Source organism: Dactylosporangium thailandense (genome assembly GCF_059739745.1).
Map to the genome: position 1 here is coordinate 5,268,354 of NZ_AP029195.1, position 26,979 is coordinate 5,295,332.

Here is a 26,979-nt window from a genome sequence, read left to right on the forward strand (position 1 = left end):
CAAAAGGGATGAACCGGACACGCCGAATGCGTATTCAGGCTTCTTTCAGCAGCCCTTTCCCTACCATTCGCCGCATGAATCAGCCCATCGCGGTGGTGTCCGCAAGCTTCGGGTCCGGCCACGACGGCGTGGCCTCGGAGCTGACCCGGCGCCTGACCTCACGAGGCTTCGACGTCCGGCGCCACGACTTCGTCGACCTGGTGCCGGGGCACCTCGGCCGGCTGCTGCGCGAGGGGTACCACCGGCAGCTCACCACCGCCCCGCGCACCTGGGGCTGGCTGCTCGCCGCGGCCGGCGCCGGCTCGGCGACCGCGGCCCGCATGACGGCCCTGGCCGACCGGGCGCTGCTGGAGGCGGTCGGCGACGCCTCCGCTGTCGTGTCCACCTATCCGCTCGCGAGCCAGGCCCTCGGCCGCCTGCGCGCGCAGCACCGCATCGCCGCGCCCGTCTGCACGTACCTCACCGACCTCTCGGTCCATCCACTGTGGATCCACCCCGGCGTCGACGTCCACATCGGACTCCACGACGACGTGGCCCGCCACGCGAAGGAGCTCGGCGCCGCGGACGTCCGCGTCACCGCCCCGGCCGTCGGCCCCGGCTTCGCCCCCGCGCCCCGGGCCGGCGGCCGGCCGCGAGCCCTCATCGTCGCCGGGGCCTGGGGCGTCGGCGCGATCGAACGCGCGGCCGCCGACATCGCGGCCACCGGCGTGGCGACCCCGGTCGTCGTGTGCGGCCGCAACGAGCGGCTCCGCGGGCGCATCCAGCGCCGCGGCGACGCGATCGCGCTCGGCTGGGTCGACGACATGCCCGCGCTCATGCGCACCTGCCACGTCGTGGTCCAGAACGCGGGCGGCCTCTCCTCCCTCGAGGCGCTCACCGCCGGACTGCCGGTGCTCACCTACCGCTGCATCCCCGGCCACGGCCGCACCAACGCCGAGGTCCTCGACCGCATCGGCTGGGTGCCGTGGATCCGCGACCGCGCCGACCTCGCCGCCGGGCTGCGCCGCGCCCTGAACGGCCCGGAGCGCTTCTCCCCGGCCCCGGCCCAGGCCGAGGACGTCATCGCGGAGCTGGCCGCATGAGACCGTCCACAGTGGAGTTCGCGGCGACGCTCGCCCCGCCGCTGACCGCGATCATGCCGCTGCGGCGCGCCTACATGCCGCACCTCGCGGGCATCGGCCGGCCCGGCCACGTCGCGCTCACCTTCGACGACGGCCCCGACCGCCGCTCGACCCCGCACATCCTGCGCATCCTGCGCGAGCACGACGTGCGGGCGACGTTCTTCCTGCTCGGCTCGATGCTCGCCGAGGACCCGCAACTGGGCCGCGAGCTCGTCGACGCCGGCCACGAGGTCGCCGTCCACGGCTGGCACCACCGGCTGCTGCTGCGCCGTGGCCCGGCCGCGACCGACCTCGACATCACCCGCGCCCGGATGCTCATCGCGAACGTCACCGGCCGGTCGCCGCGCTGGTACCGCCCGCCGTACGGTGTGTTCACCCTCGCCGCCCTGCGCGCCTGCCGCTGTCTCGCGCTCACCCCGGTGCTGTGGACCGCGTGGGGCCGCGACTGGGAGGCCGGCGCCACCCCGGACTCGATCGTGCGCACGGTCACCCGGCGGCTGTCCGGCGGCGGCACGGTACTGCTGCACGACACCGACGTCACCTCCGCTCCCGGCTCCTGGCAGCGCACCGCCGCCGCCCTCCCCGAACTGCTCGGCTGGGCCCGCGAGCGCGGGCTGAGCGTCGGCCCGCTCGCCGAGCACACGGCGGCTTCGCGATGACCTGGCTCGTGACCGGCGGTGCCGGATACATCGGCGCGCACGTCACCGCCGCGCTGCTGACGGCCGGCGAAACGGTCGTGATCCTCGACGACCTGTCCACCGGAGACGCCCGCCGCGTCCCCGCCGGCGTGCCGTTCCTGCGCGGCGACGCCGGCGACCCGGCCACGGTCCGCGACGTGCTGCACCGGCACCGCGTCACCGGCGTCATGCACCTGGCCGGCAGCAAGTCGGTCCCGGAGTCGTGGGAAAAGCCGCAGTGGTACCACCGGCAGAACGTCACGGTCGTCGAGACGGTCCTCGGCGCCATGGCCGAGGCGGGCGTGACCCGGCTGGTCTTCTCGTCCTCGGCCGCCGTCTACGGACTGCCCGGCTCGGACAGCGTCGCCGAGGACGCCCCGGCCCGGCCCCTCAACCCGTACGGCCACAGCAAGCTCGACGCCGAACGCGCCGTCGCCAACTCCCCCGGCGTCTCCTGGATCGCCCTGCGCTACTTCAACGCCGTCGGCGCGGGCGCCCCGCACCTCGCCGACCACGGCACCACGAACCTGCTCCCCCGCCTCCTGCACGCCGCCCGCACCGGCGAACCGCTCACCGTGACCGGCACCGGCCTGCCGACACCGGACGGCACCGCGATCCGCGACTACGTGCACGTCGCCGATATCGCCGCCGCGCACCTGGCCGCCGGGGCCGCGGTCACGACGGGCCGCCGCGCCCGCGTCTACAACGCCGGCACCGGCACCGGGCACTCGGTCCTCGACGTGATCCACGCGGCCGAACGCATGACCGCCGCATCGGTACCGTGGCTCGCCGGCCCGCCCCGCCCCGGCGACCCGGCCGCGGTCGTCGCCGACGTGCGCCGCATCGAGGCCGAGCTCGGCTGGCGGGCCCGGCACACCCTCGACGACGCCGTGCGCTCCGCCTGGCTCGGCGTTCCCTCGAACTCGGGGTGACGGACGCCAACCTTCGGGGGTATCCCGCCGGCCCTCGACGGCGCGAGCATCGGCGGCATGCAGCGATACCTGCTCGCCCTGACGGCCGTGCTGCTCGCCGTGGCCGGGTGCGGCACCGGCGAACCCGCCGCCGGCCCGTCCACGGGCACCGACTACAACAAGCTCGTCCAGGCCGTGCGATGCATGCGCGACCACGGCTACCCCGACTTCCCCGATCCCGTCGAGGACGACGGCCGCTGGGTGATCCCGCCGCCGGCCGCGGGCCTCACACCGCCGCCGGCGTGCCTGGAGCTGTTCCGCGGGGCCAAGGGCCGCCCGCCGCAACGGCAGCTGACGGCGGACGAGATCGCCCAGCGCCGCAAGTGGGCCGAGTGCGTCCGCCGCAACGGCATCCCGGCCGTCCCCGACCCGGACAGCGACGGCAACTTCCAGCTGCCGCCGGCGCTGCAGCCGATCAGCGCCCAGCCCGGCTGGGCCGCCGCGCGCGAGGCCTGCCGGGCCTACGAGTGGCCGGGCGCGAACTTCGACGACTGAGCGGGAAGCGTCGCCCGGACCGTCGTGCCGCGCCCGGGCGCGCTGTCGACCCCCACCGAGCCGCCCACCTCGCGGAGCCGCTCCCGCATGAGGTCCAGGCCCATCCCGCGCCGGCCGCCCGCGTCGCCCGGGTCGAAGCCGCGGCCGTCGTCGCGGACCGTCACCTCGACCCGCTCGCCGGTGTTGCGCAGCCGCACCTCGATCGACGCCGGCTCGCCGTGGCGCACCGCGTTGCCGACCGCCTCCTGCACGACCCGCAGCACCGCGTGCTCGGCCGGCGCGTCGAGCGCCACGGACTCCAGATCCGCCGTCACCGCGATGCCGATCCGGATTTCGTACGCCCGGCAGAGCTCCTCCAGCGCGGCGAGCAGCCCGGCATCCTCCAGCCGCACGGGCCGCAGCTCCAGCAGCAGCGCCCGCATCTCGCGCATGGTGCGGGCGAGCGAGCGCTCCATCGCCTCGGCCTGCTCGCGCAGGGCCGATCCGGGGCTCAGCGCCTTGCGCATCCCGCCCGCGACCAGGCTCACGGAGAACAGCTCCTGCGAGATGGAGTCGTGCAGCTCCCGCGCGATCCGGTCGCGCTCGGCCCGCCGCGCCTCCGCCCCGGCCGCGGCGCGCTGCTCGGCCACGGCCGACTCGAGGCGTGCGGCCATCGTGTTGAACGCCTCCTCCAGCCGGGCGACCTCGTCGCCGCCCGCGACCGGGATGCGCACGCGCAGGTCGCCGCCGGCCATCGCCGCGGTGCCGTCGGACAGCCGCCGGATGCGCCGGATGAGCCGGCCGGTGCTCAGCAGGCCGAAGACGGCACCGACCGGGATGAGCAGCACCAGGGCCGCGGCCCCGAAGAAGACCAGCGAGTTGATGTCCTGACTGCCGGACGACCCGCCGGTGGACGCCGGCCCCTGTCCCTCGGGGGACCCGGGTTTGAGGTCCAGCTCGACGTACGCGATGCCGATGGTCCGCGTCGTCGGGCCGTCCGCGAGGTCGATCGGGGCGGTGGCCCAATTGAAGATGCGCCCCTTCGCGTCCGTGCGGCCGTCGGCGGGGGCCGCGGTGCGGGCGGCGGACGGGAGCTCGGCGCCCGGCGGGTAGGCGTCGGCGGGGTTGGTCGCGAGGATCCGGCCGTCGGCGCCGGCGAGCACCTGGACGAGCAGACCGGTGCGCGGGTCGTTCGAGGCGCCGCCGCGCGTGTAGGCGACGAAGCTCCCGGCGGCCGTGCCGGCGAGGGCCGCGCGGTCGGAGCGGGGCTCGCCGTCGCCCGCGCGCACGGTCACCGACTTGGCCATCGCGGCGGCCAGGTTCCGTGCCAGCGACTGGACCGTGAGCCGGCTCAGGCCCTGCTCGGCGTCGACCGCCCGCTGCTGGGCGTCCTGGGCGAGGCGGTCGGCCGCCCGGACACGAGGAAGCACCGCGGCCAGCAGGACGGCCTCGACGAGGATGACCGCCGCGGCCGACACGAGGACGTAGGAGACGGCCATCCGGGAGCGCAGGCCGAGTCGGGACAACACGGCCCAGCGTACCCACGGCGGCGGTCGCGCCAGGCCCCCGAATTGGGGGCGGGTGACGGTGACCTTTGGGGGATGCGCGGTCGCGGCCCGCTCCGGCACCGTTGGCGCATGGCCGTTCTGGAGCTTCGCGCGGTACACAAGCGGTATCCCGGGGAGCCGCCCGTCGACTCCGTGCGCGGCGTGGACCTGCGGGTCGAGGCCGGCGACATGCTCGCCGTCTCGGGGCCGTCCGGCTCCGGCAAGTCGACCCTGCTGCACCTCATGGCGACCCTCGACCGGCCCACCAGCGGCTCGGTGGTCATCGACGGGCAGGCGGTGGAGGGGCTTTCCGACCGGCGGCTCGCCGGGGTGCGGGCCCACCGCGTCGGCGTCGTGTTCCAGCAGTTCTTCCTGCTCGAGTCCCTCGATGCCGTGGACAACGTGGCGACCGGCCTGCTCTACCGGGGGCTGCCGGCGAGCGAGCGGCGGGCGGCGGCCGAGGCGGCGCTGCGGCGGGTCGGACTCGCCGGGCGCGCCCGCCACCGGGTCACGAAGCTGTCCGGTGGCGAGCGTCAGCGGGTGGCGATCGCCCGGGCCGTGGCCGGCCGCCCGGCGATCGTCTTCGCCGACGAGCCGACGGGCAACCTGGACTCGCGCACCAGCGGCGAGATCATGGCCCTGCTGGCCGAGCTCAACGCCGCGGGCACCACGATGGTGATCATCACCCACGAGGCGGCCGTCGCGGAGGCCTGCACACGCCGCGTGGTCATGCGCGACGGCCGCCTAGTCGGTTGAAGCGGTCGGTTGAAGCGTCGGGTATCGGCTACCCGACCGTCTCCAGCCAGGCCTGCCACGCCTCGATCTCGGCCGAGCGGTCCCGCTCGTCGTAGAAGTGCGCGGTCGCGACGACCGTGTCGTTGTACCCGTGGATCAGCATGTAGGTCGCGTCGGCGGTGCGCATGCCCACGAACTTCTGCGCGACGACATGCTCGACGGTGCCGTCGACCGGCTCGATCCCGGGCACGGACAGCCGCGCCGCCTGGCCGTCGGCCGCGTCGGGGCCGGCTCCGACCGCGGCCGTCAACTGCGCCCAGACGTCCTCGCGCACCGGCCCCGGCAGGAACATCGAGCTGGTCGCCGTGCGCGGCGCGAAGTGCTCGAGGTAGACGGCGAGCTTCGTCATGTACGCGTGGTCGCCGATCGACAGCCCGTTGTACTCCGCCTCCCAGTCCTCGCCGAGCAGCCCGCTGTGCACGGCCCGGATCACCGAGCCGCCCCCGTCGCGCGCCTCGATGAGCCACTCGAAGGCCATGAACGTGCCGTCCGGCGCGGGCTCCTCGCGCGTGGCGTACCGCTTGCCCGGCTCCCACTCGGTGATCACCGACTTCGCGGTGTTCCCGAACATCTCGAACGTGGCGGTGCGCGCGTCGCCGTCGATCTCGGAGCGGCCCATGAACCAGGAGTCCACCCCGGGCCCCGACGTGATCGCCGCCCACACCTGCTCGGGTGTGGCGTCGACGGTGAACTCCTCGCGGACCTCGAACGGATGGGTCATCGCTGCTGCTCCTCTACTGGTGGGTCGGCGTCTTCGGTGATGCTCGGGTGCACCGCGACAACGACGCGATGCGGCCGGCCGGCTTCGGTGTGGTACTTGCTGGTGAGCTTGATGAGGGCGTCGGTGAGCTCGTTGATGAACGCGGCCCGATCGGCCGGCTTGGCGAAGCGCACCTCGGCATCGAGCCCGAACGTGGCCAGTGGCTTGCCGGCCCGCGCCGCGCCGGTGATGAGCGCGCCGACCTCCCGGACCAGCCGGGCCGCGAGTGCGAGCAGCCACCGGGCCGACAGCCGATCGGGCGAGCGCGCCGGATCGGGCGCCACCGCCGCGAGCGCGGCCGGCGAGATGACGTAGGCCGCGGCCGACGCCTGCACGACCCGCTCGGTCATGTTGCCCTTGCGCCGCTCCTCGACCAGCTCCACGAGGCCGTGCTGCTCCAGCGTCCGCACGTGGTAGTTGACCTTCTGCCGCGCGAGGCCCAGCCGGGCCGCGAGCGTGGTCGCGGTGTGCGGCTCGGCGAGCTCCGCGAGCATCCGAGCCCGGATCGGATCGAGCGAAACCTCCGCGGCGGCGGCGTCCTCGATCACGGCAACGTCCTGCATGCCCCCAATCTGTCACCGACAAATTTTTTTGTCAAGGGTTCCGCCCACCGCGAACCGGGCTGACCGGACGTCCGGTCAGGCACCACACTTGCGGTATGACGTCGCCGGACCTCAGCACCTCGCAGGCGTTGCTCACGGGGCTCTACTCGGCGTTCAACGCACGGGAGATCCCGACGCTGCTGGCCGCCATGACGCCGGACGTCTCGTGGCCCAACGGCTGGGAGGGAGGCGTCGTGCACGGCCGCGACGAGGTGGCCCGCTACTGGCGCCGGCAATGGGAGCGGCTGGATCCGACGGTCGTGCCCACCGCGTTCACCGCCGAGGCCGACGGACGCATCGCCGTCACGGTCCATCAGGTCGTCCGCGACAAGACCGGAACGCTGCTCTCCGATCACCTTGTCACCCATGTCTACCGCCTCCACGACGGACTGGTGGCCGAGATGGACATCCGCGAACCCGCTTGAGCTTTCATGGAGTCCGAACGACATGCCGATCCGGATCGCCACCACCCAGCCGGTCGCAACCGCGGATGCCCGTGAGAACGGATCGAGGGCGCGCGGGTTGATGCGGCAGGCGGCCGCCGACGGCACCAGACTGATCCACTTCCCCGAAGGATTCCTGTCCGGGTACGCCAAGGAACTCATCGCGGACTGGAACGACGTCGACTGGCCCGGCGTCCGTGAGGAACTCCGGGCGACGGCCCGGCTGGCGGCCGAGCTGCGCATGTGGGTCGTGCTCGGCTCGGCGCACCCGCTGACCGCACCGCACCGCCCGCACAACAGCCTCTACGTGATCTCCGACCGGGGCGAGGTCGCGACCCGCTACGACAAGCGCCGCTGTTCGAACACGGAGATCACCCGCTTCTACAGCCCCGGCTTCGCCCCCGTCGTGTTCGACGTCGACGGCTACCGGTTCGGCTGCGCCATCTGCATCGAGGTCAACTTCCCCAGCCTCTTCATCGAGTACGGCAACCTGGGCGTGGACTGCCTCCTGCTCTCGGCCTGGCCCGTCGACTCGATCTTCTTCCTCAAGGCTCGATCACACGCCGCGATCCACAACTCCTGGCTGAGCCTGTCAGTCCCGGCCCAGAGCGCGACGCTGATGCCCTCGGCGATCATCGGCCCGGACGGCAGCGAGTCGGCATCGGTGCACGCCCCAGCGGAACTCGCCGTCGCCACGCTGGATCGCGACGATCCACAGTTCCACGTCGCGCTGCACCTGGCTCGCCCCTGGCGAGCCGAGGCGAACCAGGGCGACATCTACCGGAGCCGCCGCGTCGACGACCCGCGCAGCGACGACCGAACCGCCATCTGATCCGCTAACGTCACCGCGACGGTGCCCCATCGAACTGCCCATGCCCGTCCGCGATGAGGGCTGAGCTCCGCCGGGAGAGCAATGAGCGCACGGCACAGCCGCGGCCGCGGAGATTCCGGCCTCCCCGGCGGTGTGGCGCCGGCGCACCAGGCCTCGCCGGCGCTGACGCACCACGGCACAACCTTGCACTCATACCGTCCGGGGCGCAGGGCTAGGGTGTGCTTCCGGTCCATCCGAGGCTGTCGCACGCCCGGCAGTACATGAACTGCTCGGCCTGCCACGGCAAGATCTTCCCTTGGGCGAGCGTCACCCGGCCCCGCCCGTCGCATTGGTCGCAGGTGGTCGCGGTCCGCGGCCTCGCAGGCATCAGGTGAGCGAGTTCCGGATACCGCTCGGCGGCTCGGGCCAGCGCGAAGTCCCGTTCGGCCCGATCGGCCGGCCGCAACGGGCCGCCCTCTTCGTCGTTCCTGACGACATCGCCGGCCGGAGTCAGGTACATGATGGTCCCCAGAGGTTGAACACCGGGAGGTGCCCTGGAAGCCAGTCAGGCGATTGTGCCGCCTCCTCGATCAGCCGGCCGATCAGTTCAGCATCCGGCATGACACCTCCCTGGAGCGCAGCATATGAAGCGGCCACAAGCGCGCCCACGCCGGGCGTCACGGCGTGGCCGAACATGAGCCGATGTCCCGCCCGAGGATCCTGACTCGACACCCGACCGACCTCGACCGATGCGTCGTCACTCTGCGCGCGGTGCACGAGGCCGACTCCTATCCGCTGCACTGGCCGGCGGATCCACGCGCGTGGCTCGACCCACCACGGCTCCTGCAGGCATGGATCATCGAGGAGCCGGGCGGCGCCGTTGCCGGCCACGTCGCGGTCCAGCGCCCGCCCAGCGACCCGACCGGCCACGCCGAACTGTCGCGGCTCTTCGTCACCCCCGCGGCCCGCCGCCGATCGCTCGCCCGCGCGCTGGTCGGCCACGCCCGGTCGTGGGCCGCCGAGCACGGCTACGAGCTGACGCTGAACGTCGCGGACGAGCGCCGCTCGGGCGCCGTCGCCTTCTACGAAGCCACCGGCTGGCGACATTCCCACACCACCGACGCCGACTGGACCACCCCCGAAGGCAGGCCGGCCACGCTGCGCCACTACGTCCTCGGCGGCGACGGCGTCTGACGCGGCGACACGACGTCAGGACGAGCGGCCGGACGTGCCGGACACCACCGGATGGGGCGAGATGTCCGGAAACAGACCGTTCGGTCAACCACGTTCGCGCTGGTCAAGTGTCGCCGCCTCGGCGCGGGCGGCCTCGGCGTCGGTCTGCAGGCCGATGGTGACGGCGAGGTCGGCGGTGCCGGACGAAGGGTCGGCCTCGGCCCAGCGGCGCGCGGCGGCCAGGGCGGTGCGCTGAGCCTGCAGGGCATCGCTGCGGCGGCCGCCGGACTGCCAGCGGGCGTTGGCGAGCGCGCCCCAGGCCCGGGTGAGTCGGCGCGGGTCATCGGTACCGGCCAGGCGGCGGATCTCGGCCTCGGCGCGGGCGGCGCGGGCCTTCGCGGCGACGCGGCCGATGTTGACGGCATCGGGGAGGTAGTCCGCGGGGTGGAGGCGGGCGACGGTCCCCACCGCCGCGACGGCCCTGGACAGCGTGCGGCGGACGGCGGCGCGGCGGCGCTCGAGGCACTGGTCGATCAGCGCCGCCGCCCGCTCGTCCCGGCCCGCGACCGCCAGGTTGACCGCGGCGTCGGCGAGATCGTCGAACTGGTCGGCACCGGCGCTGCCGCGGGAAAGGGCTTCTGCGAAGCGGCGGTCGCAGGCGGCGGCGTCGCGGGCGGCGTCCTCGGTGCGGCCGCGGACATGCAGGCAGGCGGCACGGACGGCGAGCGCCCGGGCCAGCGCGGCGGGATGCCGGTCGGCGTCCGGGGTGAGCAGTTCGACGGCGTCCTTGGCGGCGTCGATCGCCCAGGCGTGCTCGCCCGCGGCGGACATGCGCAGAGCCAGGTCGAGCCCCTGCTGCGCCCGGTACTCCACGTGCGCGCGTGCCACCGCCGACCACCCCGCCGCGTTCAGCGTAGGCGGGTCAGCCGACCGGCTCGAGCGCGTCCGGCTCCGGGCCCGGCGGGCGCGAACGCAGGCCCAGAGCGGCGTAGACGGTCTCGGGATGCCGGGCGGCCGTCCGGGCCGCGAGGTCCTCGAAGTAGATCCAGAAGTGCAGTCCGTGGTTTCGGCGTTCGGCGTAGACGTACGGGGCCAGGGCGTCCCACAGGCGCACGATGTTCGTCCCGTAGGCGCCGATGACCAGGTTCTGGTCGATCATGCCGTGGGCGACGAGCTTGCCCAGGTCGTCGTAGAACAGGCCGATGGTGTTGGCGTGAGTGCGAGCCGGTTCCGGCAGTCCCCGGAAACCGCCGTCGCGCTCGTAGTCCCCGGCCAGGTCCGTCAGCACGTATTCCTGCGCTTCGAACCAGGCCGCGCCCCGCGTCTCCCGGAAGGCGTTCAGGACCACCGGCAGATGGTTGCCGCCGCTGGCCACGCGCAGCTGCCGGAGGGTCAGGAGCATGGAGATGACGAGCGCCGTGAGGGAGATCGCCAGCGTCGCGAGGTTCAGCACCATGGTCGTGGTCACCGGAGCCCTTCGCTCATGAGCCGACTGTATGAAACAGCGGCAAGGGCTAGGGCTAGGGCTAGGGCTCGTTGCGGATCGCGTAGCGGTGCATCGTCACGCCCTGCTCGAACGAGCGCTGCTCGAGCAGGGCGAGGTCGATCGGCATGTCGTAGTCGTCGAAGAGCGGGCGGCCGAAGCCGAGGATCGCGGGATGGGTGTAGAGCACCAGCTCGTCGAGCAGCCCGGCGCGCAGCAGCTGGGTGGCGAGCGTCGCGCCGCCCACGCCGATGTCGCCGTCGGTCTCGGCGCGCAGGGCGGCGAGCTGGTCGATCGCGTCGTCGCCGCCGAAGATCCGGGTGTTGTGCTCGGCGCTGTGGCGGGTGCGGGAGACGAGCACCTTGGGCGCGTCGGTCCAGATCTCGCCGTACTCGCGCATGAAGTCCGGCAGCGACACGTCCTCGCGCGCCCGCGGCCAGTACTCCTCCATCGTCTCGTAGATGACCCGGCCCTGGACCATCGCCGCGAGCCCCCGCGCCCGCGCGTTGAAGTCGCGGTGCAGCGCCTCGGTGATGCGAAGCCACTCGCCCGCGCCGTTGTCCCCCGGCACCTGCTCGATCCGCAGGTCGAGGGACACGTTCATCCAGTACACGAAGCGGCCCATCAGCCCATCTTCCCATAGTGATTGCAATCCGCAACTACTATATTGAGGCTGTCAAGGACGACAGGAGCCGGGCCGGCTCACTCCGCTCTCGTACGCGAGGACGACCGCGCCGATGCGGTCGCGCACCTGGAGCTTGCCGAGGATCCGGCTCACATGGGTCTTCACCGTGGTCTCCCCGAGGTGGAGCCGCTCGGCGATCTCGGCGTTGCTCAGCCCTTGGGCGACCAGGCCCAGCACCTCCCGCTCCCGGTCGGTCAGGCGCTCCAGGCGCGGGTCGGGCAGCGGGCCGGCGCCCGCGGTCACGTAGCGCTCCAGCAGCCGCCGGGTGACCGACGGCGAGACCATCGGGTCGCCGCGCAGCACGCCCCGGATCGCCACGAGCATCTCCGCGGCGGGCGCGTCCTTCACGAGGAAGCCGTCGGCGCCGGCCCGCAGCGCCGCGAAGGCGTACTCGTCGAGGTCGAAGGTCGTGACCATCAGGATGCGGGTGGCGGGCAGCGCGGCGCGGATCCGGCCGGCCGCCGCCACACCGTCCAGACCCGGCATCCGTACGTCCAGCAGCACCACATCCGGCCGGTGCTCGACGGCGGCGGCGACCGCCTCCACCCCGTCGCCGGCCTCGCCGACGACGGTCAGGTCCGGCTGGCTCTCCACCACCATGCGGAGCCCCACCCGCATCATCTCCTGGTCGTCGCAGATCAGCACCCGCGACGGCGACCGGTCCCCCATCAGCCCATACTGTCGCCCGCCGCCTGTGGAATCGCTGTGACGGCCGGCCCGAGGGGCAGCACGGCGACGACCCGGAACCCGCCCTCCGCTCGCGGGGCCGCGTCCAGCGTCCCGCCGAACATCGCCACGCGCTCGCGCATCCCCGCGATCCCGCGCCCGGACGACGGCAGCCCGGGCACGGTTCCGGGCGCCCCGGTCCCGTCGTCGCGCACCTCGATGCGGATCGCCCGCTGCGGCCCGGGCGCGCCCAGGTCGACTGTGACCTCGGCAGTGACCTCGGTGGAGGCCCCGGCGCCGGCGTGCTTGACCACGTTGGTCAGCGCCTCCTGGACGATCCGGTACGTCTGCACCGCGGCCCCGGCCGGCACGCCGGCACCGCTGCCGGTGACGCGCAGGGTGGCTCCGGGCAGCCCCTCGGTGAGCCGGTGCAGGTCGGCCAGGGCCGGCTGCGGCGCGACCACCGCCCCGCCGGCCTCCAGCACCGCCAGCAGGCGGCGCAGCTCGCCCAGCGCCTCCCGCCCGGTGGTGCTCACGAACTGCAGCGTCCGGTCCACCACGGCCGGGTCGGTGTGCCGCATCAGCTGCGCGCCCTCGGCGTTGACGACCATGACGCTCACGCTGTGCGCGAGCACGTCGTGCAGCTCCCGCGCGATCCGCGTCCGCTCCTCGGCGGCCGCGGCCCGCGCCAGCGCCCGGCGCTCGGAGTCGGCCAGCTCCGCCCGCCGCTCGATCGACGCGATGTAGGCGCGCCGGGCGTGCACCCACTCCGCGAGCAGCCAGACCGTGGCGATCGACAGGCCGTAGGTGAGCACGCCCCAGGCCGCGTCCGGGCCGGCCCCGGCGGTGAGGGACCAGGCGGCGAAGAAGGCGGCGACGGCGGCCCCGGCGAGCAGGGCCGCCCGGCGACGGCCGCGCACGACCAGCGTGTAGAGCATGATGTGCAGCGACAGGTGCGCGGCCGGGAGATGCTCCGCCCAGGCGTGGGTGAGCAGCCCGAGCCAGGCGGCGGTGAGGGCGATCGAGGTCATCGCCCCGGGCCGGCGGCGGCGCCACAGCAGCGGCAGGAGCAGCCCGGCCAGGACGACGGCCGCCCACAACGGCCGGTCGGTCGGCGGGTCCACGATCACGGGCACCGCGAGGAGCACGGCCGGCGCCGCGGTGGCGATCCCGGCCCACGCGCGCGGGCGCCACCTCACTGCGAACACCGCCCCACCGTACCGACCGGGGCTTGGCCGGGCGTCCTCCCGCTCGGCGACACGGGTCCTCCCGCGGTAGGACGACGACCGCCCGGTGGCCGGACGACCGGCGACGATCATGGTCCCTAGCGTCCCGGACATGTCCATTCTCACCGAGTTCCTCCGGCACCCGCTGCTGACCGGGGCGGTCGCCGCCAGTTCGCCCGCGCTCGCCCGCCAGATGACCGAGGGCATCGGCCTGGAGCGGGCCCGGACCGTCGTCGAGCTGGGCCCCGGGACCGGCGTGTTCACCGACGCGATCCTCGGCCGGGTGGCGCCGGGCACCCGGATCGTCGCCATCGAGCTCAACGGCCATCTCGCCGGGCGCCTCGCCGACCGCTACCGCGGCGGGCCGGTCGAGGTCGTGCACGGCTCCGCCGCCGACGTGGCGCGCCTGGTGCCGGGGCCGGTGGACGTGGTCGTCTCCGGGCTGCCGTGGACGGTCATGGCCGAGCCGGTCCGGCGGCGGATCCTGGACGCGGTCACCGCGGTGCTCACGCCCACCGGCGCGTTCACCACGTTCGCGTACGCCCACGCGGCCTGGACGCCGCCCGGCCGCCGCTTCGCGAACGAGCTCCGGCAGCGGTTCGGCCGCACGGGAACGAGCCGGGTGGTGTGGCGCAACCTGCCGCCCGCGTTCGTGCACCGCGCCGCCGCGCCGCGGGTCTCAGCGATCGCCGCGCAGGGCCTCGCCTAGCGCGACCAGGCCGTGCTGCAGGCCGAAGATGGCGGCCTGGGTGCGGTCCTGCAGGTCGAGCTTGGTCAGGATGCTCGACACGTGCGACTTCACCGTCTGCTCCCCCAGCGCGAGCGACCGGGCGATCTCCCGGTTCGAGCGGCCGTGGGCGACCTCGACGAGCACGTCGCGCTCGCGGGGTGAGAGGCGGCCGAGGCGCCCGTCGCGCTCGTGGGCCCGCCAGCCCACCCGCCCGCCAGCACGACACCGGCGAGGCGGCTGCGGTGACGGCGGTGAGGACCAGGCCCAGGGCGGGGCGGCCGACGGCCCCTGCACGAGCGCGGCGGCCACACCGGGGTCGAGGACGCTGCCGCCGGTCGCCGCGGCGCGGATCGCCTCGGTGACGCGGTCGGCCGTGGTGGTCTTCGGCAGGTAGGACAGGGCGCCGGCCCGCACGGCCTCCATGGCCCGCTGCTCGTCCCGCAGCGAGGTGAGGACGATGACCGCGGGCCGCGGCTCGGTGCCGGCCAGCGCGTGCAGCACGCCGAGGCCGTCCAGGCCCGGCATCATCAGGTCGAGCAGCATCACGTCGGGGCGGCACCGGCGGATCTCGGCGAGCGCCTGCACGCCGTCGGCCGCCTCGCCCACGACCTCGAGCCCGGGCTCCTGGGCGAGCATGAAGCGCAGTCCCTGCCGTACGACTTCGTGATCATCGACGATCAGCACCCTGACCATGCGGCCCAGGGTAGTCCGCGGGGCCTCCCGCAAAGGGCGGTGCCGCACCGCCAACCTTTGGGGGGAGCGCCGGGCGGCGGTGCGGGCGATCGTATTGCCATGACCGTGAGCCGAACGACGAAGGTCGTGACCGGCGTGGCGCTGGCCGGCGTCGCGGGCGCCGCCGCCCTGGTGACGGCCCGCCAGCTCGCGCCGCCCGGCGGGCCGCCGGAGCCGGCCGCGGTGAGCACCTCGACCGCCGGGGTGACCCGCGCGAGCGTCGCCGAGCGGCAGTTCGTCAACGGCACGCTCGGGTACGCCGACGCCTTCGTCGTGCCCGGGTCGGGCGAGGGCACGCTCACGTGGCTGCCGCCGACCGGCACCGTCGTCAACGCCGGCGACGCCGTGTACGAGGTCGACGGCCGCCCCGTGGCGCTGCTCTACGGGGACCGCCCGGCCTGGCGCGGTTTCTCCGGCGGGATGACCGACGGCGCCGACGTCGAGCAGCTGGAGACGAACCTGCGCGACCTCGGCTTCGGCGACGGGCTGACCGTCGACCGGCGGTTCACGAGCGCCACCTCCAACGCGATCCGGCGATGGCAACGGGCCGGGCGCGGGGCGGTGACCGGCGAGCTGCCGCTCGGGTCGGTCGCGTTCCTGCCCGGGCCGATCCGGGTGAGCGGCCACGAGCTACGGCTCGGCGCGCCGGTCGCGGCCGGGGCGCCGGTCGAGTACGCCACCAGGAACGAGCCCGTCGTGCTCCTCACCGCTGCCGCCTCGCAGCTGGGCTGGGTCAAGGCCGGGGACGCCGTCCTGGTCACGCTGCCCGGCTCGAAGACGCGCAACGGCACGGTGCGCACCGTCGCCGCCGCGAGCGACCAGAACCCGCCCACCGTCACGGTGACCGTGCGCGTCGACGGAGACCTCACCGGCCTCACCGGCCTCGCCGACCGGGCCACGGTGCCGGCCTGGGTCATCCGCGCGCGGCACGACAACGTGCTGACGGTGCCGATCGCCGCGCTGAACGCCGTCGCGGACGGGCGGTACGAGGTCATCGTCGTCGACGGCGCCAGCACCCGGCGCGTCCCGGTCCGCACCGGCCTGTTCGACGATCTGACCGCGACGGTCGAGGTCAGCGGCGACGGCCTGGCCGAGGGGCAGAAGGTGCGGGTGCCCCGTGACGACGCGTGAGCGGCCCCTGCGCAGCCGGCTGCGCGTCCGCGACCTGCCGCCCGCGGGCCCGCTCGGGCTGCGGGCGGTGCTGTCCGGCCTCGGCATCGCCATCGGCATCGCGTCGATCGTCGCGGTCCTCGGCGTCACCCGCTCGAGCCAGTCGGCCCTGCTGGCCCAGATCGACCGGCTCGGCACCAACCTGCTCACGGTCGCCAACGGCATGAACGGCTCCGGCGCGGAGCAGGTGCTGCCGGCGACCGCGACCGCGATGATCGGCCGGCTGCCGCACGTGGCGGCGGTGGCCCCGACGGCCCGCATCGCCGACGCGAACGTGTACCGCAACGACCACACCCCGTTCGGCCGGACCGGCAGCCGCTCGGTGCGGGCCGCCGACGCGACCCTGCTCGCCACGCTGGACGGCGCCCTGCTGGCCGGCCGTTTCCTGGCCGACGACGAGTCCCCGGTGACGGTCCTCGGCTACAACGCGGCGACGACGCTGGGCATCACCGACGTCACCGGCAACGACCGCGTGTGGCTGGGCGGCCACTGGTACACGGTGGTGGGCATCCTGCGGCCGTTCGTCCTGGCGCCGGAGATCGACCAGGCCGCGCTCGTGTCCTTCGCCTCGGCCGGGCACCTGCTGGGCTACGACGGCCACCCGAGCCGGATCTACGTGCGCGCCGAGACCGAGCACACCGCCGCCGTGGCCCGGCTGCTCGCGCCGACGGCGGACCCCGAGCACCCGTCGGACGTGTCGGTGAGCCGCCCGTCGGACGCCCTGACCGCCCAGCTGCAGGTCCAGCGGGCGGGCGCGGGCCTGATCCTGGGACTCGGGGCCGTCGCCCTGCTCGTCGGGGCGATCGGCATCGCGAACGTCATGGTGATCGCCGTCCTCGAACGCCGCACCGAGATCGGTCTGCGGCGGGCCCTGGGCGCCACCCGGACCCATGTCGCGGCCCAGTTCCTGACCGAGTCGGTGATCCTGTCGACGCTGGGCGGGCTGGCGGGCATCGCGCTCGGCGGGGCGGTCACCGCGGGCCTGGCGACGGCGCGCGGCTGGACGACCCTGCTCCCGCCCGAGTCGCTCGGCGGTGCGCTGCTGGTGTCCGTCGCCACCGGCGCCGTGGCGGGCCTGTATCCGGCGCTGCGAGCCGCGCGCCTGCCGCCGACCGACGCCCTACGCACCGCCTGAACGAACGGGTCCGCGCACAGGCCGGCGACGGTCCGGGGCGCCGCCCCCGGACCGTCGCGTCAGTGGCCCTGTTCTCGCGGCTGGGATCAGCCGCGCAGGCCCTTCATGCCCGCGGCGCTGATCTTGGAGAAGCGCAGGGACTGGCCCGGGTCGGCGTTGCCGCCGGGGGCGTTGTCCTGCTCGTAGTTGGAGTTGTGGTAGCCCTTGGCGCCGATGCCGCGGTAGAAGCCCTTGTAGTTGATGTCGCTGCGGGCGTCACCGAACGGGATCCAGCTGTAGCCGTCGCCCACGCCGTCGGGCTGGCCGGTGGCGTCGCCGTCCTTGGCGTGGAACAGCGCGTACCGCTGGGTCTGCTTGGCGACCTGGGCGGTCGGGTCGAAGATGTCCTCGACGCGGTTGCCGTTCCAGTCGTAGCGCCAGCGGTGCTGGTGCTGCGCCACGTGCGCCCAGTAGACGTCCATCTCGATGACGACGAGGCTGGGGTCGGTGATGTCGAGGTAGTGCTGCATGAGCCGCTTGCCGGACTCGCCGCGGACCTGGGTCGGCGCGATCGGCGCACCGGTGATGCGGTCCTGCGTGACGGTCACCATCGGGCCGTCCTGCAGGAAGTTGTACGCCGGCGAGTGGTTGTGGGTGTACATGTGAATGCCCCACTGCCCGACGGCGATCTCGTTCAGCGCCTGCCACTTCTCGCCCGCGAGGGTCCACGGCTCGATGTTGCGGTTGTTCGCGCTCGTCGGGTCGCTGCCCGTGCCCATGAACGGCATGCCGAGGATCGACGCGAACTCCAGCTCGGTCTGCAGCCGGTCGTAGTCCGCGGTGGTCATCTTGCCGCCGGCGCTGCCCGGGCCGTTCCACGTGTTCGGAACGTACCCGTGGTTGCCGATGGCCTGCAGGCCGAACGCGTCGAGGAAGCCGCGCAGGGTGCGGGCGTAGGCCAGGTAGGCCGCGCGCGACTCCGCGGTGGTCACGTTGTTCGGCGCCGGGTTGGGCGCGGCCCCGCCCGGGTTGGAGGCGTGCTGGCCGTAGCCGGCGAACTCGATCTGCTTGTAGCCGCACTTGGCCAGGAACTCGAACAGCTCCAGCCAGCCGCCCGGCAGCGGCACCAGCGGGCCGAGGTCGCTCAGGTCGTTCGGGAAGTTCGGGCCGCCCAGGTAGCCCATCGTCGGGGACACGCCGAGCGCGCGGCTCGCGGCGATGCCGATGCGGGTCGGCACGTCGCGCTGGGTGTAGGTGATCGTGCCGACCTTGCCGTCGGGGATGAGCCGGCCGTTGGCCGCGCTCGCCGACGTCGGGGAGAAGACGGAGGCCGGACCGAGCGGGGTGAACGCGGCGGCCGCCGTGAGACCCGCGCCGGCGATGAACCGGCGGCGGCTGAGGTGTTTGGACACGGTTGCTCCTCTGTTGATGTGCGTGTGGTTCAGACCGGGGCGGGGCCCGGCGGGGTGACGGACCCCGCCCCGGTGCGGTGCTAGGGCGTGCTCACGCCCTGGCCGCCGAACTCGACCCAGTTGAGGTTGAAGAAGTTGTTCGTCGGCCCACCCGCGACCGGCCGGAACACCAGGTAGAGCCGGTGTGCGCCGCCCGGATCGGTGATCGGGAAGGTCTGGCTGGCGTAGGTGGTCGCGTTCGCGGTGGGCGCGACCGTGACGGTGGTCAGCACCGGCCCGTCGACCGCGTCCATGCGGACCTCGACGGACCCGGTGCCCGCCGCGCCGCTGCCACCCGACGTGCGCAGCGTCATCGAGTTGATGTTCTGCAGGTTGATCGTGCCGTTGAGCGCGATCCAGTCGCCGCTGCCGATGCCGTTGCGCTGCAGCCCGCCGCCGGTGTCGGTGGTCGCCGCGGTGGTCGTGCCGGACTGGTCGACGGCGAACTCGACCTCCTGCTTCTTCTGCCGGATGGTCGTCTGCGCGACCGTCGTCAGCGCCGGCACGCCGCCGGGTCCGCCCTTGTCGGTGTAGGAGGCGCTGATGACGCCGAAGACGTTGCCGCCGTGGGAGTTGTCCTCCTCGAGCGTGGGCAGCGTTCCGGAGCAGCCGGTCGCGGTGGATTCGGCGTGGCCGTGGCTGTCGTGGCCGAGCACGAACGTCACCTGGACGCGGGAGCAGTCGATCGCCCCGTCCTGCGGGTCGGTGACCGTCACGTTGAACGGGATCGTGTCGCCGAAGGCGAACATCCCGCCCTCGACCGGCACGTTGACCCGCACCGTCGGTGAGGTGTTGCCGACGGTGATGGTCGTGTTCGCCGACGCCGTCTTGCCGCTGGAGTCGGTGACCGTGAGCCGTGCGGTGTAGACGCCGTTCGTGGTGTACGTGAACGTCGGGTTCGGATCGATCGAGTCGACCGTGCCGTTGCCGTCGAAGTCCCAGGCGAACTTGATGGAGTCACCCGGGTCCGGGTCGTTCGAGCCGGCGCTGGAGAACGCGACGGTCAGCGGGGCGACGCCGTCGGTCGGGGTCGCGGCGAGCTTCGCGACCGGTGGCCGGGTGCCCTTCACGTAGCTGAACTTCACCAGCAGCGCGTCGGGGTTGGCCGTGAAGAAGCCGTCGCCGTAGGTCAGCAGGTAGAAGCTGCCGTCCTTGCCCCACTTCATGTCCATGGGGTTGTCGCACAGGAACGGACGGGCCGGCGTCTGGGGTCCCTGGCCGCAGCTGAGCAGATCGTTGATCTTGAAGACCTGGCCCGACCCGTCCAGCCGGATCTCCCGCAGGTAGTCGCGGGTGAACTCGCCGAAGAAGATGGACTGGTCGTAGTACGCCGGGAACTTCGTCGGGTTGGGGTTGTTCGCGTCGTAGTCGTACTTGGCCGCGCCGTGCGGCCCGACGCCCCCGGTGCCGAGCTCGGGGAAGAGCTGCGGGCACTTGCCGGGCGGGTTCTGCATGTAGTAGGCCGCGCAGGGCGTGCCGAGCGGGTTGGCCGCGTTGTTGTCCTGGAAGGAGTACCACATGTCAGGCTGCGCGACCGGCGGCGCGTAGGTCAGGCCCGTGTTCCAGCGGGAGGTGTTGGCCGGCCCGTGGTCGGGGTTGTTGCACTCGAACGCCTGCGCGGGTTCGTCCAGCGGCGTCGAGGTGTTGAAGTTCCACCGGTAGTACGGCAGGTTCGGCGAGTAGCACAGCGGCCAGCCGTAGTTGGCCGGCTTGCGCACGATCTCCATCCGGCCGGTGCCGGCCGGCCCGCGGTACACCTGCGGCGTCGAGGAGTCCGGCGAGTAGTCGGTGACGTAGGCGACGCCGGCGTTGTCCACGGTGATGCGGAACGGGTTGCGGAAGCCCATCGCGTAGATCTCGGGCCGGGTCTTGCCGCCGCCCTCTTCATTGCCGGTGAACAGGTTGCCCGACGGGATCGTGTACGAGCCGTCGTCCTGGACCTTGATGCGCAGGATCTTGCCGCGCAGGTCGTTGGTGTTCAGCGCCGAGCGCCGGGCGTCGACGTAGGGCGCGTTGTACTGCCCGGTCGTCGTCATCATGTCGTTGAACGGGGCGAAGCCGCCGGAGTTGCCGCCACCCGCCGGGGTGTCGTCGCCGGTCACCATCCACAGGTTGTTGTTCGAGTCGAAGGTGATGTCGCCCGCGACGTGGCAGCAGGCGCCCCGGTCGACCGGCACCTTCAGGATCTTCTGCTCGGTGCCGAGGTCGATCTTCGGGCTGGGCCCGTCGACGAACTTGAACCGCGACAGCTGGAAGTAGCCCTTCCACGGATCCCACACGCTCGGGTCGGCGCCGGTCGTCGGGGAGTTCGCCGTGGGGGTCGTCGCCGGGAACGGCGCGTCCTGGGTCCGGGGCGAGTAGTACAGGTACACCCAGTGGTTGTTGGCGAAGTCGTTGTCGATGGCCGGGCCGTAGAGGCCGTCCTCGCTCGCCGTGTAGACCGGGATCTGGGCCAGCACGTGGCTGGTATTGGCCGCGGGGTCGTGCATCCGCAGGATGCCGCTGCGGTCGGTCTGCAGGACCCGGCCGTCGGGCATCACGTCGAAGCCGATCGGCTCGCCGAGGTTCGGCGGGGCCGCGATGGTGTCCATCTGGTAGTTGGCCAGCACGGTCGCGCCGCAGTCACCGTCGGTCCGGCCGGCGGCCCACTGGATCGCGCCGCCGAGGTGCGCCCGCAGGTCCGCCGTGCCGAAGCTGGCGGCGGTGGCGCCCAGGCCGGTGTAGAAGGAGCGCCCGCCCTGGTAGTCCTTGCACCAGGTGATCGGGTGGTCGTTGCCCATCGAGCCGCCGGCGTAGGTGGTCTCGTCGACGGTCGCGAGCACGTGCGAGAAGCCGCGCACGTTGGAGGTGAAGTTGTACCACTGGTCGGTGCGGTTCCACGACAGCGGCAGGTCCTTCGAGGCCGGGTGGACCCGGTCGGCGACCTTGATCCTGGCCTGCGTGACGGCGGACGAGCCGGATGCGCGGGTGCCGAGGACGTCGGTGAGGAACGACCAGTCCTTCTGGGTCTCGATCGCCGAGTGCACGCCGACGAAGCCGCCGCCGGCCCGGTAGTACTCCTCGAACGCGCTGCGCTGGGCCGCGTTGAGCACGTCGCCCTCGGTGTTGAGGAACACCACGACGCGGTACTGCTGCAGGTGCGCGCGGTCGAACTTGCCGGCGTCGTCGGTGCTCACGACCGTGAACCGCAGCTGGTTGCCCAGCTGCTTGAGCGCGTCGACACCGGCCGTGGTCGCCGGGCTGGGCGCACCGGCGGACTTGGTGAAGGCGAGCACCTTGAATTGGCTGCCGTTGCTCTCCGGGGCGGGCGCGGCGAGCGCCGGCGCGGGTGGCGCGGCCGTCAGCAGTGCAGCGCTGAGGGCGAGCACGCCGCCGAACGCGGCGCGGCGCCGGCCTGGTGCGTTGAACATGAAACCTCCTCCGTGCGTGTTGCCGGGCGTGCCGGGGTTCGCCGAGCCGGGGGTGGCGGCTAGGCGGGCACGTCCGACCAGGGGGTCGGCTCGGGTGTGGGTGCAGTACGCCTGGAGGGAAGGCGTACGCCAGAGTCCTGGCGTGACAATTACGGACGGCGTCGTACCGAGCTGCGCCCAGCGCCCGCCGGGATGCTGTGGGACCGGCTGGCGCTGACTCGATCAACGCATAGCCGCGACCCTATCCGCCGCGATTATCGAAAGATAGAGGACTGCCGACAAAAGTTTTCCATCGCGGACGCGAACTTCTGTTAAGAATGTCAAAAGTTCTCATGTTCCCAGGTAAAAGCCTAGGCCAGCGGCCCCGGGCCTGCGTATTGTCCGTTTCATCAGGTCGCGCCAAAGCACCCAGGGCCATCTACGGCCTGGTCATCGAATGCACGAATGCTGTTGGCCGGATTGCGAAATGAATAACGCAGATAGCCAGGTCGCAGACGACCACAATGCCTGAGCCAGCGTTTACCGGCCCTGCCGGAGCCAGGCGATGAAGGCGCGGACCTCCGGCCCGGCGCCGTGCCAGAGGTTGCGGCTGCGCGGGGCGTTCACGAGCCGCTGGGCGGTCGCGTCGTCGCCGCGGCGGACGGCGTCCTCGATGGCGTGCAGGTGGCGCAGTTCGGCCCGCATGCCGGGCAGCGCCCGCGTGGCGAGCTCACGGGACAGCGCCGCCTGCAGCGGTACCACATCGTCGCCCTCCACCACGGCCCAGATCTCGTGGCCGATGCCCTCGAAGCCGGGCAGGACGCCGAGCGCGTGCTCCCACAGGTTCGCGTGCGCCTCGGCCGGGGCGTCGGGGCGCTCGAGGGCCGCGAAGCGGATCCAGTTCGCGGTGGCGGCGCGCAGCCGGACCGTGAAGTCGTAGCGGCCGGGCGGGTTGCGCATCGGCTCGAACGCGACCGACAGCAGCTCGTCCGCCTCCGCGCGCACGAACACCACGTGGGTCGCCGCCGCATACGAGGGATGCGGCCGGACTTCCTCGAAGCCGGCGGCGGTGAGCGTGGTCGCGATGCCGTCGACGATCTGCCGGAATTTCATCGTGTACTTCCTGGAGCGCCGTTTTTCGATCATGGTGCCCCACCAGCGCGTACCCCATGACGTGATCTTGCTCATCGTGGCGCCTTGGAACGGCGTTCCAGCCATGTCAGGATGGGCGCATGGGGGCCCTGTCACGGGAGCGCATCGTCGCCACCGCCGTCGCGCTGCTCGACGCCGACGGCGAGGACGGCCTGAACTTCCGGGCCCTCGGCGCGCGGCTGCGGACCGGCCCCGGCGCGATCTACTGGCACGTGGCGAACAAGAGCGACCTGCTCGTCGCCGCCACCGACGCCGTGCTCGCCGACGCCCTCGCGGCCGACGCCGCCGCCCACCCGCCGCGGGAGGCGATCCGCACGCTCGCGCTGGGCGTGTTCGACGCGGTCGACGCGCACCCGTGGATCGGCACCCAGCTGGCCCGCCTCGCGTCCCAGGCGACGACCCTGCGGGTGTTCGAGCGCATCGGGCAGCAGGTGCGGGCGCTCGGGGTACCGGACGCGGCGCAGTTCGACGCGGCGTCGGCGCTGCTGAACTACATCCTCGGGGTCGCGGGGCAGAACGCGGCCAACGCCCGCTCGCAGCCCCCGGGCACGAGCCGGGCCGAGGTGATCGGCACCGTGGCGGCGCGCTGGGCAGACCTGGATCCGGCCGAGTACCCGTTCGCCCGCGCCGTCGCCGCCCAGCTGCGCGCGCACGACGACCGGGCCCAGTTCCTCGCCGGCGTCGATCTCATCCTGGCCGGCATCGCGACGCTCCGGCCGCCCTCGTGAACCCGCCGCGCTGACCACGGTAAATGTCTCGCCTTGGTACGGTGTCGTGGCCGCGTCCGCCGCGCCGGCGATGGCCCCGACAGGCTGGGTCGCAGCGTTTCGCGCCGGTACCCTCGCGGGGTGACCTCCAACGACGATCCGGCCGACGGGCATGCCCGATTCCGCCAGCTCAGCGCCGCCGTGCGGGAGAGCGGGCCCGGTGACGACCCGGCGCTGCTCGCGGCCCTGCTCACCGAGCCGGACCGGCTCATGGCGGAGTCGGTGTTGATGTCTCTTGTGGACACTCGTGCCGAGGGGCTGAGCTCGGCGGCGTCGTTCGCCGCGTGGGCGGAGCCGGTGGTGGGCGCGGTGGGCGCCGATGGGTTCATCGCGCGGCGCGTGCAGGAATGGGCCCTGTTCAAGGCGCTGCAGTCCGGCGAGCCGGCGGATCGGGAGGCGTTGGCGGCCGCGTCCAACTGGCTCCAGCGCAAACTCGTCGAGGAGGCCGACTCAGCCGCGGTTCTGGCGGTGCTGGGCGAAGCCGGCCGCACGAAGCGGGTCCGCAACCTGGCGAAGACCCGCGCCGGGCGCCTGCGATCCGCGGGCCGGTGACCGGCAGGCTCCGCCGCGCCCGGCCCAGCATGCCGGCCACCGTCCGGTGAACGGGCCCACCGCAACCCTGCGGCGTCTCGCCGGCCGATGTCAGCTCGGTCGGAGCTGGCAGCCGCAGACCACGTCGGACACGCCGCCGAGCGGGGCGACGAGCCGCTCGATCGCGTCGGCCCCGGCGCGGTCGGCGACGCGGAAGCGGAACGACTCGGGAAGGTTCTCCGGCTTCGTGGCGCCGACCAGGTCCGGCGCGTCGCTGAACTGGCGCTGGAAGTTTCGCCAGGCGGTGATCTGGTCCTCGAACCGCAGGCAGTACACCTCGGCCGAGCTCTCCAGCACAGTACGCACCTCGGCCCGCTGCTCATCGGTGGTCCCCTGCTTGAGGAAGACGCTGACGTCAGTACCCGGCCCTTCGCAGGACCGGGGCGCGGCGGTCTGCGCCGGCGGCGCCGAGCCGGCGATCCACCAACCCGCGACGCCGCCGAGCAGGAGCAGCGCGACGAGACCGGCGGCGCCGACCGCCCGCCGCCGGTGTTCACGGACGGCGGCGGCGCGGACCGCCTCGACGCCGCCGGGGCGCAGGGCCTCGTAGGACAGGTCGTATTCGGCGCGCAGCGCGACGCGCAGCACCTGGTCGGTGTCAGAGTCCAGCATCGGTGTGCACCTCTCGGAAGTCGCGAAGGCTGACGGCAAGAGTGAGCCGGGCGCGGTACAGCCATGTCCGCACGGTCCCGGCACGGACGCGGCACACGTCGGCGACCTCGGCGACGGGCAGCCCGACCAGGTAGTGCAGGACGACGGCGCGTCGCTGACCGTCGGGCAGGCCGGCGAGCGCGGCGCGGATCGCCACCGCGTGCGGCTCGGGACCGGGCACCGGCGCGACGACCTCGAGGACCTGGTGCCGCCGGGCGACGCGCCAGCGACGCAGGCGCGAGGTAGCGAGGTTCCAGGCCACCCTGCGGACCCAGACGGCCGGCTCCTCGTAGCCCGCGATACGGTCCCAGCGCTGCCAGGCCCGCACAAAAGCTTCCTGGGTCACGTCGCGCGCCTCGTCGAGGTCGCCGAGGTACACGCTGAGCTGCGCGGCGATCTGCCGGAACTGCACGGCGTAGAACTCGGCGAACCCGTCACGGTCAGCCCGGCTCATCCTCATACCTACATCACGCGCGACCCGCGCGGAACGTCACAGGCAGGTTTCCGTCCGGCTCAGAGTGCAAGCCGCCGAACGGCGTCGATCAGCACAACCGCCGGCCGCGCTGCATGCGCGGCCGGCGGTGTCATGCGACAGGGGTACGGGTCAGCAGCTGAGGTTGCCGCCCGCGGGGACACCGAGGATGCCGACGAACTGGTTGTAGAGGTTCACGCGGCTCTGCACCTGCGCCGGGTTCCCGCCGTTGCACTCGATGCTGTTGATGGCCCGGATCGTGGTGCCGAAGCCCTGGCCGTTCACCATCGCGTTGTGCGACGTGGTGCCCGCGTTGCCGGTGCCGGTCATCCAGTACCACAGGCCGGTCTGCCACGAGATCGACGAGTTCGTGGCGACCAGGTTGGGGTTGTTGAGCAGGTCGACGCCGAGCGCGTCGCCGGCCGCCTTGTAGTTGAAGTTCCAGCTCAGCTGGATCGGGCCGCGGCCGTGGTAGGCGGACTGGCCGGCCGGGCAGCCATAGGGCTGGCTGGTGTCGCAGTAGTGCGGCCAGTTGGCGGTGTTGATCTCGTCGATGTAGACCAGCCCGCCGGTCTCGTGGCTGACGTTGGCCAGGAACGCGGCGGCCTCCTGGCGCTTGACGGTGTCGCTGCCGGTCGTGGCGAACGCCGGGTACTTCTTCATGGCGTCGACCAGCCCGGCGTACGTGTAGAACCCGTTGCGGCTCGGGAACATCTGGTTGAACTGGGCCTCGCTCACCACGAAGCCGGTCGTGGTGCCGCCACCGCCTCCGCCGCCACCGCCGTTGCAGCCGTAGGGCGACCAGAACCAGGTGCTGATCGTCGGGTCGTAGCCGGGGTTCTCGTGCGTCGCCTGGTAGTACAGGCCGTTGGTGTACCGCACGATCGCGCCGACCGCGTAGTACTGCCCGGCGACCCAGTTCGGGTAGTTGCACGTGGTCGTGCCGCCGCCACCGCCGCCGGTGCTGCCGCCGCAGCTGCCGTTGTCGGCCCAGACGCCGGACCCGCCGGTGCTCGGGGTCTCGTACTGCGTCCACCACTTGGCGGTCCAGTTGTGGCCGTTGTACGAGGCCTGCTGGCCGCCGGTGTACACCTGGCTGGATACGTAGGCGGGCACGCAGGCGACGGCCGCGTCGGCGGAGACCGTCGGCAGGATCGCCGCCGCGGCGCCGGCGATCGCCAGGCCCGCCGTGGCGACGAGCGCGAGGAGACGTTTTTTGGGCATGGAGGAGCTACCTTCCCGTAGGGCGCGGGCGATAGATGCATGGACGGGTGTCCATACCAATTAGTAAACAAGACTTAGCATTTTGTAAATACTCTTATCTGA

The 26,979-nt window shown here is 72.9% G+C and carries 28 protein-coding genes; 13 read left to right on the forward strand and 15 right to left on the reverse strand.

Annotated elements, in window-relative coordinates; translation table 11 throughout:
• Nucleotides 1–74: 74 nt before the first annotated feature.
• From AC6JBM_RS22880 to AC6JBM_RS22895, 4 genes are read left to right on the forward strand one after another with little or no spacing between them, the layout of a single operon-like run.
• The gene (locus AC6JBM_RS22880; protein ID WP_497985610.1) at nt 75–1,082 is read left to right on the forward strand and encodes an MGDG synthase family glycosyltransferase; all 1,008 of its coding nucleotides are present in this window, start codon (nt 75–77) and stop codon (nt 1,080–1,082) included.
• On the forward strand, nt 1,079–1,780 hold the full coding sequence (locus tag AC6JBM_RS22885) for a polysaccharide deacetylase family protein (RefSeq protein WP_497985611.1): 702 nt from the start codon (nt 1,079–1,081) through the stop codon (nt 1,778–1,780). The genes AC6JBM_RS22880 and AC6JBM_RS22885 overlap by 4 nt, the downstream gene beginning before the upstream one ends.
• A complete protein-coding gene (galE, locus tag AC6JBM_RS22890; protein ID WP_497985612.1) occupies nt 1,777–2,730 on the forward strand; it encodes a UDP-glucose 4-epimerase GalE in 954 nt (317 codons plus the stop codon). The genes AC6JBM_RS22885 and galE overlap by 4 nt, the downstream gene beginning before the upstream one ends.
• Nucleotides 2,731–2,787: 57 nt before the next feature.
• Nucleotides 2,788–3,264 carry a hypothetical protein gene (locus AC6JBM_RS22895; protein WP_497985613.1) on the forward strand — a complete coding sequence of 159 codons (477 nt, stop codon included), beginning with the start codon at nt 2,788–2,790 and terminating at the stop codon, nt 3,262–3,264.
• On the opposite strand, the gene AC6JBM_RS22900 is transcribed toward AC6JBM_RS22895, so the two are convergent.
• The gene (locus tag AC6JBM_RS22900) at nt 3,231–4,772 is read right to left on the reverse strand and encodes a HAMP domain-containing sensor histidine kinase (RefSeq protein ID WP_497985614.1); all 1,542 of its coding nucleotides are present in this window, start codon (nt 4,770–4,772) and stop codon (nt 3,231–3,233) included. The genes AC6JBM_RS22895 and AC6JBM_RS22900 overlap by 34 nt on opposite strands.
• A gap of 108 nt (nt 4,773–4,880) precedes the next feature.
• Here AC6JBM_RS22900 and AC6JBM_RS22905 point away from each other — a divergent pair, with 108 nt between their 5' ends.
• Nucleotides 4,881–5,546, forward strand: coding sequence for an ABC transporter ATP-binding protein (locus AC6JBM_RS22905; protein ID WP_497985615.1), 666 nt, complete (start codon nt 4,881–4,883; stop codon nt 5,544–5,546).
• Nucleotides 5,547–5,574: 28 nt separating this feature from the next.
• Here the strand turns inward: AC6JBM_RS22905 and AC6JBM_RS22910 are convergent, their stop codons facing one another.
• A complete protein-coding gene (locus AC6JBM_RS22910; RefSeq protein ID WP_497985616.1) occupies nt 5,575–6,306 on the reverse strand; it encodes an SRPBCC family protein in 732 nt (243 codons plus the stop codon).
• Complete coding sequence (locus AC6JBM_RS22915) at nt 6,303–6,908, reverse strand: ArsR/SmtB family transcription factor (RefSeq protein ID WP_497985617.1); 606 nt, start codon at nt 6,906–6,908, stop codon at nt 6,303–6,305. Before AC6JBM_RS22915 ends, AC6JBM_RS22910 begins: the two co-directional genes overlap by 4 nt.
• Before the next feature lie 95 nt (nt 6,909–7,003).
• Between AC6JBM_RS22915 and AC6JBM_RS22920 the strand changes: the two genes are divergently transcribed.
• The 3 genes from AC6JBM_RS22920 to AC6JBM_RS22930 all read left to right on the forward strand — a co-directional run bounded on the left by AC6JBM_RS22920 (nt 7,004) and on the right by AC6JBM_RS22930 (nt 9,395).
• Entirely contained in the window at nt 7,004–7,372 is a 369-nt protein-coding gene (locus tag AC6JBM_RS22920) for a nuclear transport factor 2 family protein (RefSeq protein ID WP_497985618.1), read from the forward strand.
• 22 nt (nt 7,373–7,394) lie between these two features.
• Complete coding sequence (locus AC6JBM_RS22925; RefSeq protein WP_497985619.1) at nt 7,395–8,222, forward strand: carbon-nitrogen hydrolase family protein; 828 nt, start codon at nt 7,395–7,397, stop codon at nt 8,220–8,222.
• 681 nt (nt 8,223–8,903) lie between these two features.
• Nucleotides 8,904–9,395: a GNAT family N-acetyltransferase gene (locus tag AC6JBM_RS22930; protein ID WP_497985620.1), complete on the forward strand. Its 492-nt coding sequence runs from the start codon at nt 8,904–8,906 to the stop codon at nt 9,393–9,395.
• Nucleotides 9,396–9,479: 84 nt separating this feature from the next.
• Here the strand turns inward: AC6JBM_RS22930 and AC6JBM_RS22935 are convergent, their stop codons facing one another.
• The 5 genes from AC6JBM_RS22935 to AC6JBM_RS22955 are packed head-to-tail and all read right to left on the reverse strand — an operon-like array spanning nt 9,480 to nt 13,416.
• Entirely contained in the window at nt 9,480–10,262 is a 783-nt protein-coding gene (locus AC6JBM_RS22935) for a hypothetical protein (RefSeq protein ID WP_497985621.1), read from the reverse strand.
• A 34-nt stretch (nt 10,263–10,296) separates the two neighbouring features.
• Nucleotides 10,297–10,842 (reverse strand): DUF4760 domain-containing protein, encoded by a 546-nt coding sequence (locus AC6JBM_RS22940; RefSeq protein ID WP_497985622.1) that lies wholly within the window; start codon nt 10,840–10,842, stop codon nt 10,297–10,299.
• 58 nt (nt 10,843–10,900) lie between these two features.
• Nucleotides 10,901–11,482 carry a dihydrofolate reductase family protein gene (locus AC6JBM_RS22945; protein ID WP_497985623.1) on the reverse strand — a complete coding sequence of 194 codons (582 nt, stop codon included), beginning with the start codon at nt 11,480–11,482 and terminating at the stop codon, nt 10,901–10,903.
• A gap of 51 nt (nt 11,483–11,533) precedes the next feature.
• The gene (locus AC6JBM_RS22950; RefSeq protein WP_497985624.1) at nt 11,534–12,211 is read right to left on the reverse strand and encodes a response regulator; all 678 of its coding nucleotides are present in this window, start codon (nt 12,209–12,211) and stop codon (nt 11,534–11,536) included.
• Nucleotides 12,211–13,416, reverse strand: coding sequence for a sensor histidine kinase (locus tag AC6JBM_RS22955; protein ID WP_497985625.1), 1,206 nt, complete (start codon nt 13,414–13,416; stop codon nt 12,211–12,213). Before AC6JBM_RS22955 ends, AC6JBM_RS22950 begins: the two co-directional genes overlap by 1 nt.
• A gap of 130 nt (nt 13,417–13,546) precedes the next feature.
• Here AC6JBM_RS22955 and AC6JBM_RS22960 point away from each other — a divergent pair, with 130 nt between their 5' ends.
• Nucleotides 13,547–14,143: a class I SAM-dependent methyltransferase gene (locus AC6JBM_RS22960; RefSeq protein WP_497985626.1), complete on the forward strand. Its 597-nt coding sequence runs from the start codon at nt 13,547–13,549 to the stop codon at nt 14,141–14,143.
• On the opposite strand, the gene AC6JBM_RS22965 is transcribed toward AC6JBM_RS22960, so the two are convergent.
• A complete protein-coding gene (locus AC6JBM_RS22965; RefSeq protein WP_497985627.1) occupies nt 14,114–14,857 on the reverse strand; it encodes a response regulator in 744 nt (247 codons plus the stop codon). The two genes, AC6JBM_RS22960 and AC6JBM_RS22965, sit on opposite strands and share 30 nt — an antisense overlap.
• Before the next feature lie 99 nt (nt 14,858–14,956).
• Between AC6JBM_RS22965 and AC6JBM_RS22970 the strand changes: the two genes are divergently transcribed.
• Nucleotides 14,957–16,027: a peptidoglycan-binding protein gene (locus AC6JBM_RS22970; RefSeq protein WP_497985628.1), complete on the forward strand. Its 1,071-nt coding sequence runs from the start codon at nt 14,957–14,959 to the stop codon at nt 16,025–16,027.
• A complete protein-coding gene (locus AC6JBM_RS22975) occupies nt 16,014–17,201 on the forward strand; it encodes an ABC transporter permease (protein WP_497985629.1) in 1,188 nt (395 codons plus the stop codon). Before AC6JBM_RS22970 ends, AC6JBM_RS22975 begins: the two co-directional genes overlap by 14 nt.
• A gap of 86 nt (nt 17,202–17,287) precedes the next feature.
• On the opposite strand, the gene AC6JBM_RS22980 is transcribed toward AC6JBM_RS22975, so the two are convergent.
• The 3 genes from AC6JBM_RS22980 to AC6JBM_RS22990 all read right to left on the reverse strand — a co-directional run bounded on the left by AC6JBM_RS22980 (nt 17,288) and on the right by AC6JBM_RS22990 (nt 23,133).
• On the reverse strand, nt 17,288–18,592 hold the full coding sequence (locus AC6JBM_RS22980; RefSeq protein WP_497985630.1) for a sugar phosphate isomerase/epimerase family protein: 1,305 nt from the start codon (nt 18,590–18,592) through the stop codon (nt 17,288–17,290).
• Between the two features lie 80 nt (nt 18,593–18,672).
• The gene (locus tag AC6JBM_RS22985) at nt 18,673–22,041 is read right to left on the reverse strand and encodes a ThuA domain-containing protein (protein ID WP_497985631.1); all 3,369 of its coding nucleotides are present in this window, start codon (nt 22,039–22,041) and stop codon (nt 18,673–18,675) included.
• A 519-nt stretch (nt 22,042–22,560) separates the two neighbouring features.
• Nucleotides 22,561–23,133, reverse strand: a complete 573-nt coding sequence (locus AC6JBM_RS22990; protein WP_497985632.1) for a hypothetical protein — start codon at nt 23,131–23,133, stop codon at nt 22,561–22,563.
• A 119-nt stretch (nt 23,134–23,252) separates the two neighbouring features.
• Between AC6JBM_RS22990 and AC6JBM_RS22995 the strand changes: the two genes are divergently transcribed.
• Nucleotides 23,253–23,900 carry a TetR/AcrR family transcriptional regulator gene (locus tag AC6JBM_RS22995; RefSeq protein WP_497985633.1) on the forward strand — a complete coding sequence of 216 codons (648 nt, stop codon included), beginning with the start codon at nt 23,253–23,255 and terminating at the stop codon, nt 23,898–23,900.
• A gap of 120 nt (nt 23,901–24,020) precedes the next feature.
• Entirely contained in the window at nt 24,021–24,491 is a 471-nt protein-coding gene (locus AC6JBM_RS23000) for a hypothetical protein (protein WP_497985634.1), read from the forward strand.
• 90 nt (nt 24,492–24,581) lie between these two features.
• Here the strand turns inward: AC6JBM_RS23000 and AC6JBM_RS23005 are convergent, their stop codons facing one another.
• The 3 genes from AC6JBM_RS23005 to AC6JBM_RS23015 all read right to left on the reverse strand — a co-directional run bounded on the left by AC6JBM_RS23005 (nt 24,582) and on the right by AC6JBM_RS23015 (nt 26,877).
• Nucleotides 24,582–25,142, reverse strand: coding sequence for a permease-like cell division protein FtsX (locus AC6JBM_RS23005; RefSeq protein ID WP_497985635.1), 561 nt, complete (start codon nt 25,140–25,142; stop codon nt 24,582–24,584).
• On the reverse strand, nt 25,129–25,635 hold the full coding sequence (locus AC6JBM_RS23010) for an RNA polymerase sigma factor (protein WP_497985636.1): 507 nt from the start codon (nt 25,633–25,635) through the stop codon (nt 25,129–25,131). Before AC6JBM_RS23010 ends, AC6JBM_RS23005 begins: the two co-directional genes overlap by 14 nt.
• A gap of 150 nt (nt 25,636–25,785) precedes the next feature.
• Complete coding sequence (locus AC6JBM_RS23015; protein WP_497985637.1) at nt 25,786–26,877, reverse strand: glycoside hydrolase family 19 protein; 1,092 nt, start codon at nt 26,875–26,877, stop codon at nt 25,786–25,788.
• Between the last annotated feature and the right edge of the window lie 102 nt (nt 26,878–26,979).

Coding starts and splice junctions, on each gene's coding strand:
- AC6JBM_RS22880 (WP_497985610.1), top strand. CDS start 75: ATGAATCAGCCCATCGCGGTGGTGTCCGCAAGCTTCGGGTCCGGCCAC.
- AC6JBM_RS22885 (WP_497985611.1), top strand. CDS start 1,079: ATGAGACCGTCCACAGTGGAGTTCGCGGCGACGCTCGCCCCGCCGCTG.
- galE (WP_497985612.1), top strand. CDS start 1,777: ATGACCTGGCTCGTGACCGGCGGTGCCGGATACATCGGCGCGCACGTC.
- AC6JBM_RS22895 (WP_497985613.1), top strand. CDS start 2,788: ATGCAGCGATACCTGCTCGCCCTGACGGCCGTGCTGCTCGCCGTGGCC.
- AC6JBM_RS22905 (WP_497985615.1), top strand. CDS start 4,881: ATGGCCGTTCTGGAGCTTCGCGCGGTACACAAGCGGTATCCCGGGGAG.
- AC6JBM_RS22910 (WP_497985616.1), bottom strand. CDS start 6,306: ATGACCCATCCGTTCGAGGTCCGCGAGGAGTTCACCGTCGACGCCACA.
- AC6JBM_RS22915 (WP_497985617.1), bottom strand. CDS start 6,908: ATGCAGGACGTTGCCGTGATCGAGGACGCCGCCGCCGCGGAGGTTTCG.
- AC6JBM_RS22920 (WP_497985618.1), top strand. CDS start 7,004: ATGACGTCGCCGGACCTCAGCACCTCGCAGGCGTTGCTCACGGGGCTC.
- AC6JBM_RS22925 (WP_497985619.1), top strand. CDS start 7,395: ATGCCGATCCGGATCGCCACCACCCAGCCGGTCGCAACCGCGGATGCC.
- AC6JBM_RS22930 (WP_497985620.1), top strand. CDS start 8,904: ATGTCCCGCCCGAGGATCCTGACTCGACACCCGACCGACCTCGACCGA.
- AC6JBM_RS22945 (WP_497985623.1), bottom strand. CDS start 11,482: ATGGGCCGCTTCGTGTACTGGATGAACGTGTCCCTCGACCTGCGGATC.
- AC6JBM_RS22950 (WP_497985624.1), bottom strand. CDS start 12,211: ATGGGGGACCGGTCGCCGTCGCGGGTGCTGATCTGCGACGACCAGGAG.
- AC6JBM_RS22960 (WP_497985626.1), top strand. CDS start 13,547: ATGTCCATTCTCACCGAGTTCCTCCGGCACCCGCTGCTGACCGGGGCG.
- AC6JBM_RS22965 (WP_497985627.1), bottom strand. CDS start 14,857: ATGGTCAGGGTGCTGATCGTCGATGATCACGAAGTCGTACGGCAGGGA.
- AC6JBM_RS22970 (WP_497985628.1), top strand. CDS start 14,957: ATGACCGTGAGCCGAACGACGAAGGTCGTGACCGGCGTGGCGCTGGCC.
- AC6JBM_RS22985 (WP_497985631.1), bottom strand. CDS start 22,041: ATGTTCAACGCACCAGGCCGGCGCCGCGCCGCGTTCGGCGGCGTGCTC.
- AC6JBM_RS22990 (WP_497985632.1), bottom strand. CDS start 23,133: ATGAAATTCCGGCAGATCGTCGACGGCATCGCGACCACGCTCACCGCC.
- AC6JBM_RS22995 (WP_497985633.1), top strand. CDS start 23,253: ATGGGGGCCCTGTCACGGGAGCGCATCGTCGCCACCGCCGTCGCGCTG.
- AC6JBM_RS23005 (WP_497985635.1), bottom strand. CDS start 25,142: ATGCTGGACTCTGACACCGACCAGGTGCTGCGCGTCGCGCTGCGCGCC.
- AC6JBM_RS23010 (WP_497985636.1), bottom strand. CDS start 25,635: ATGAGCCGGGCTGACCGTGACGGGTTCGCCGAGTTCTACGCCGTGCAG.
- AC6JBM_RS23015 (WP_497985637.1), bottom strand. CDS start 26,877: ATGCCCAAAAAACGTCTCCTCGCGCTCGTCGCCACGGCGGGCCTGGCG.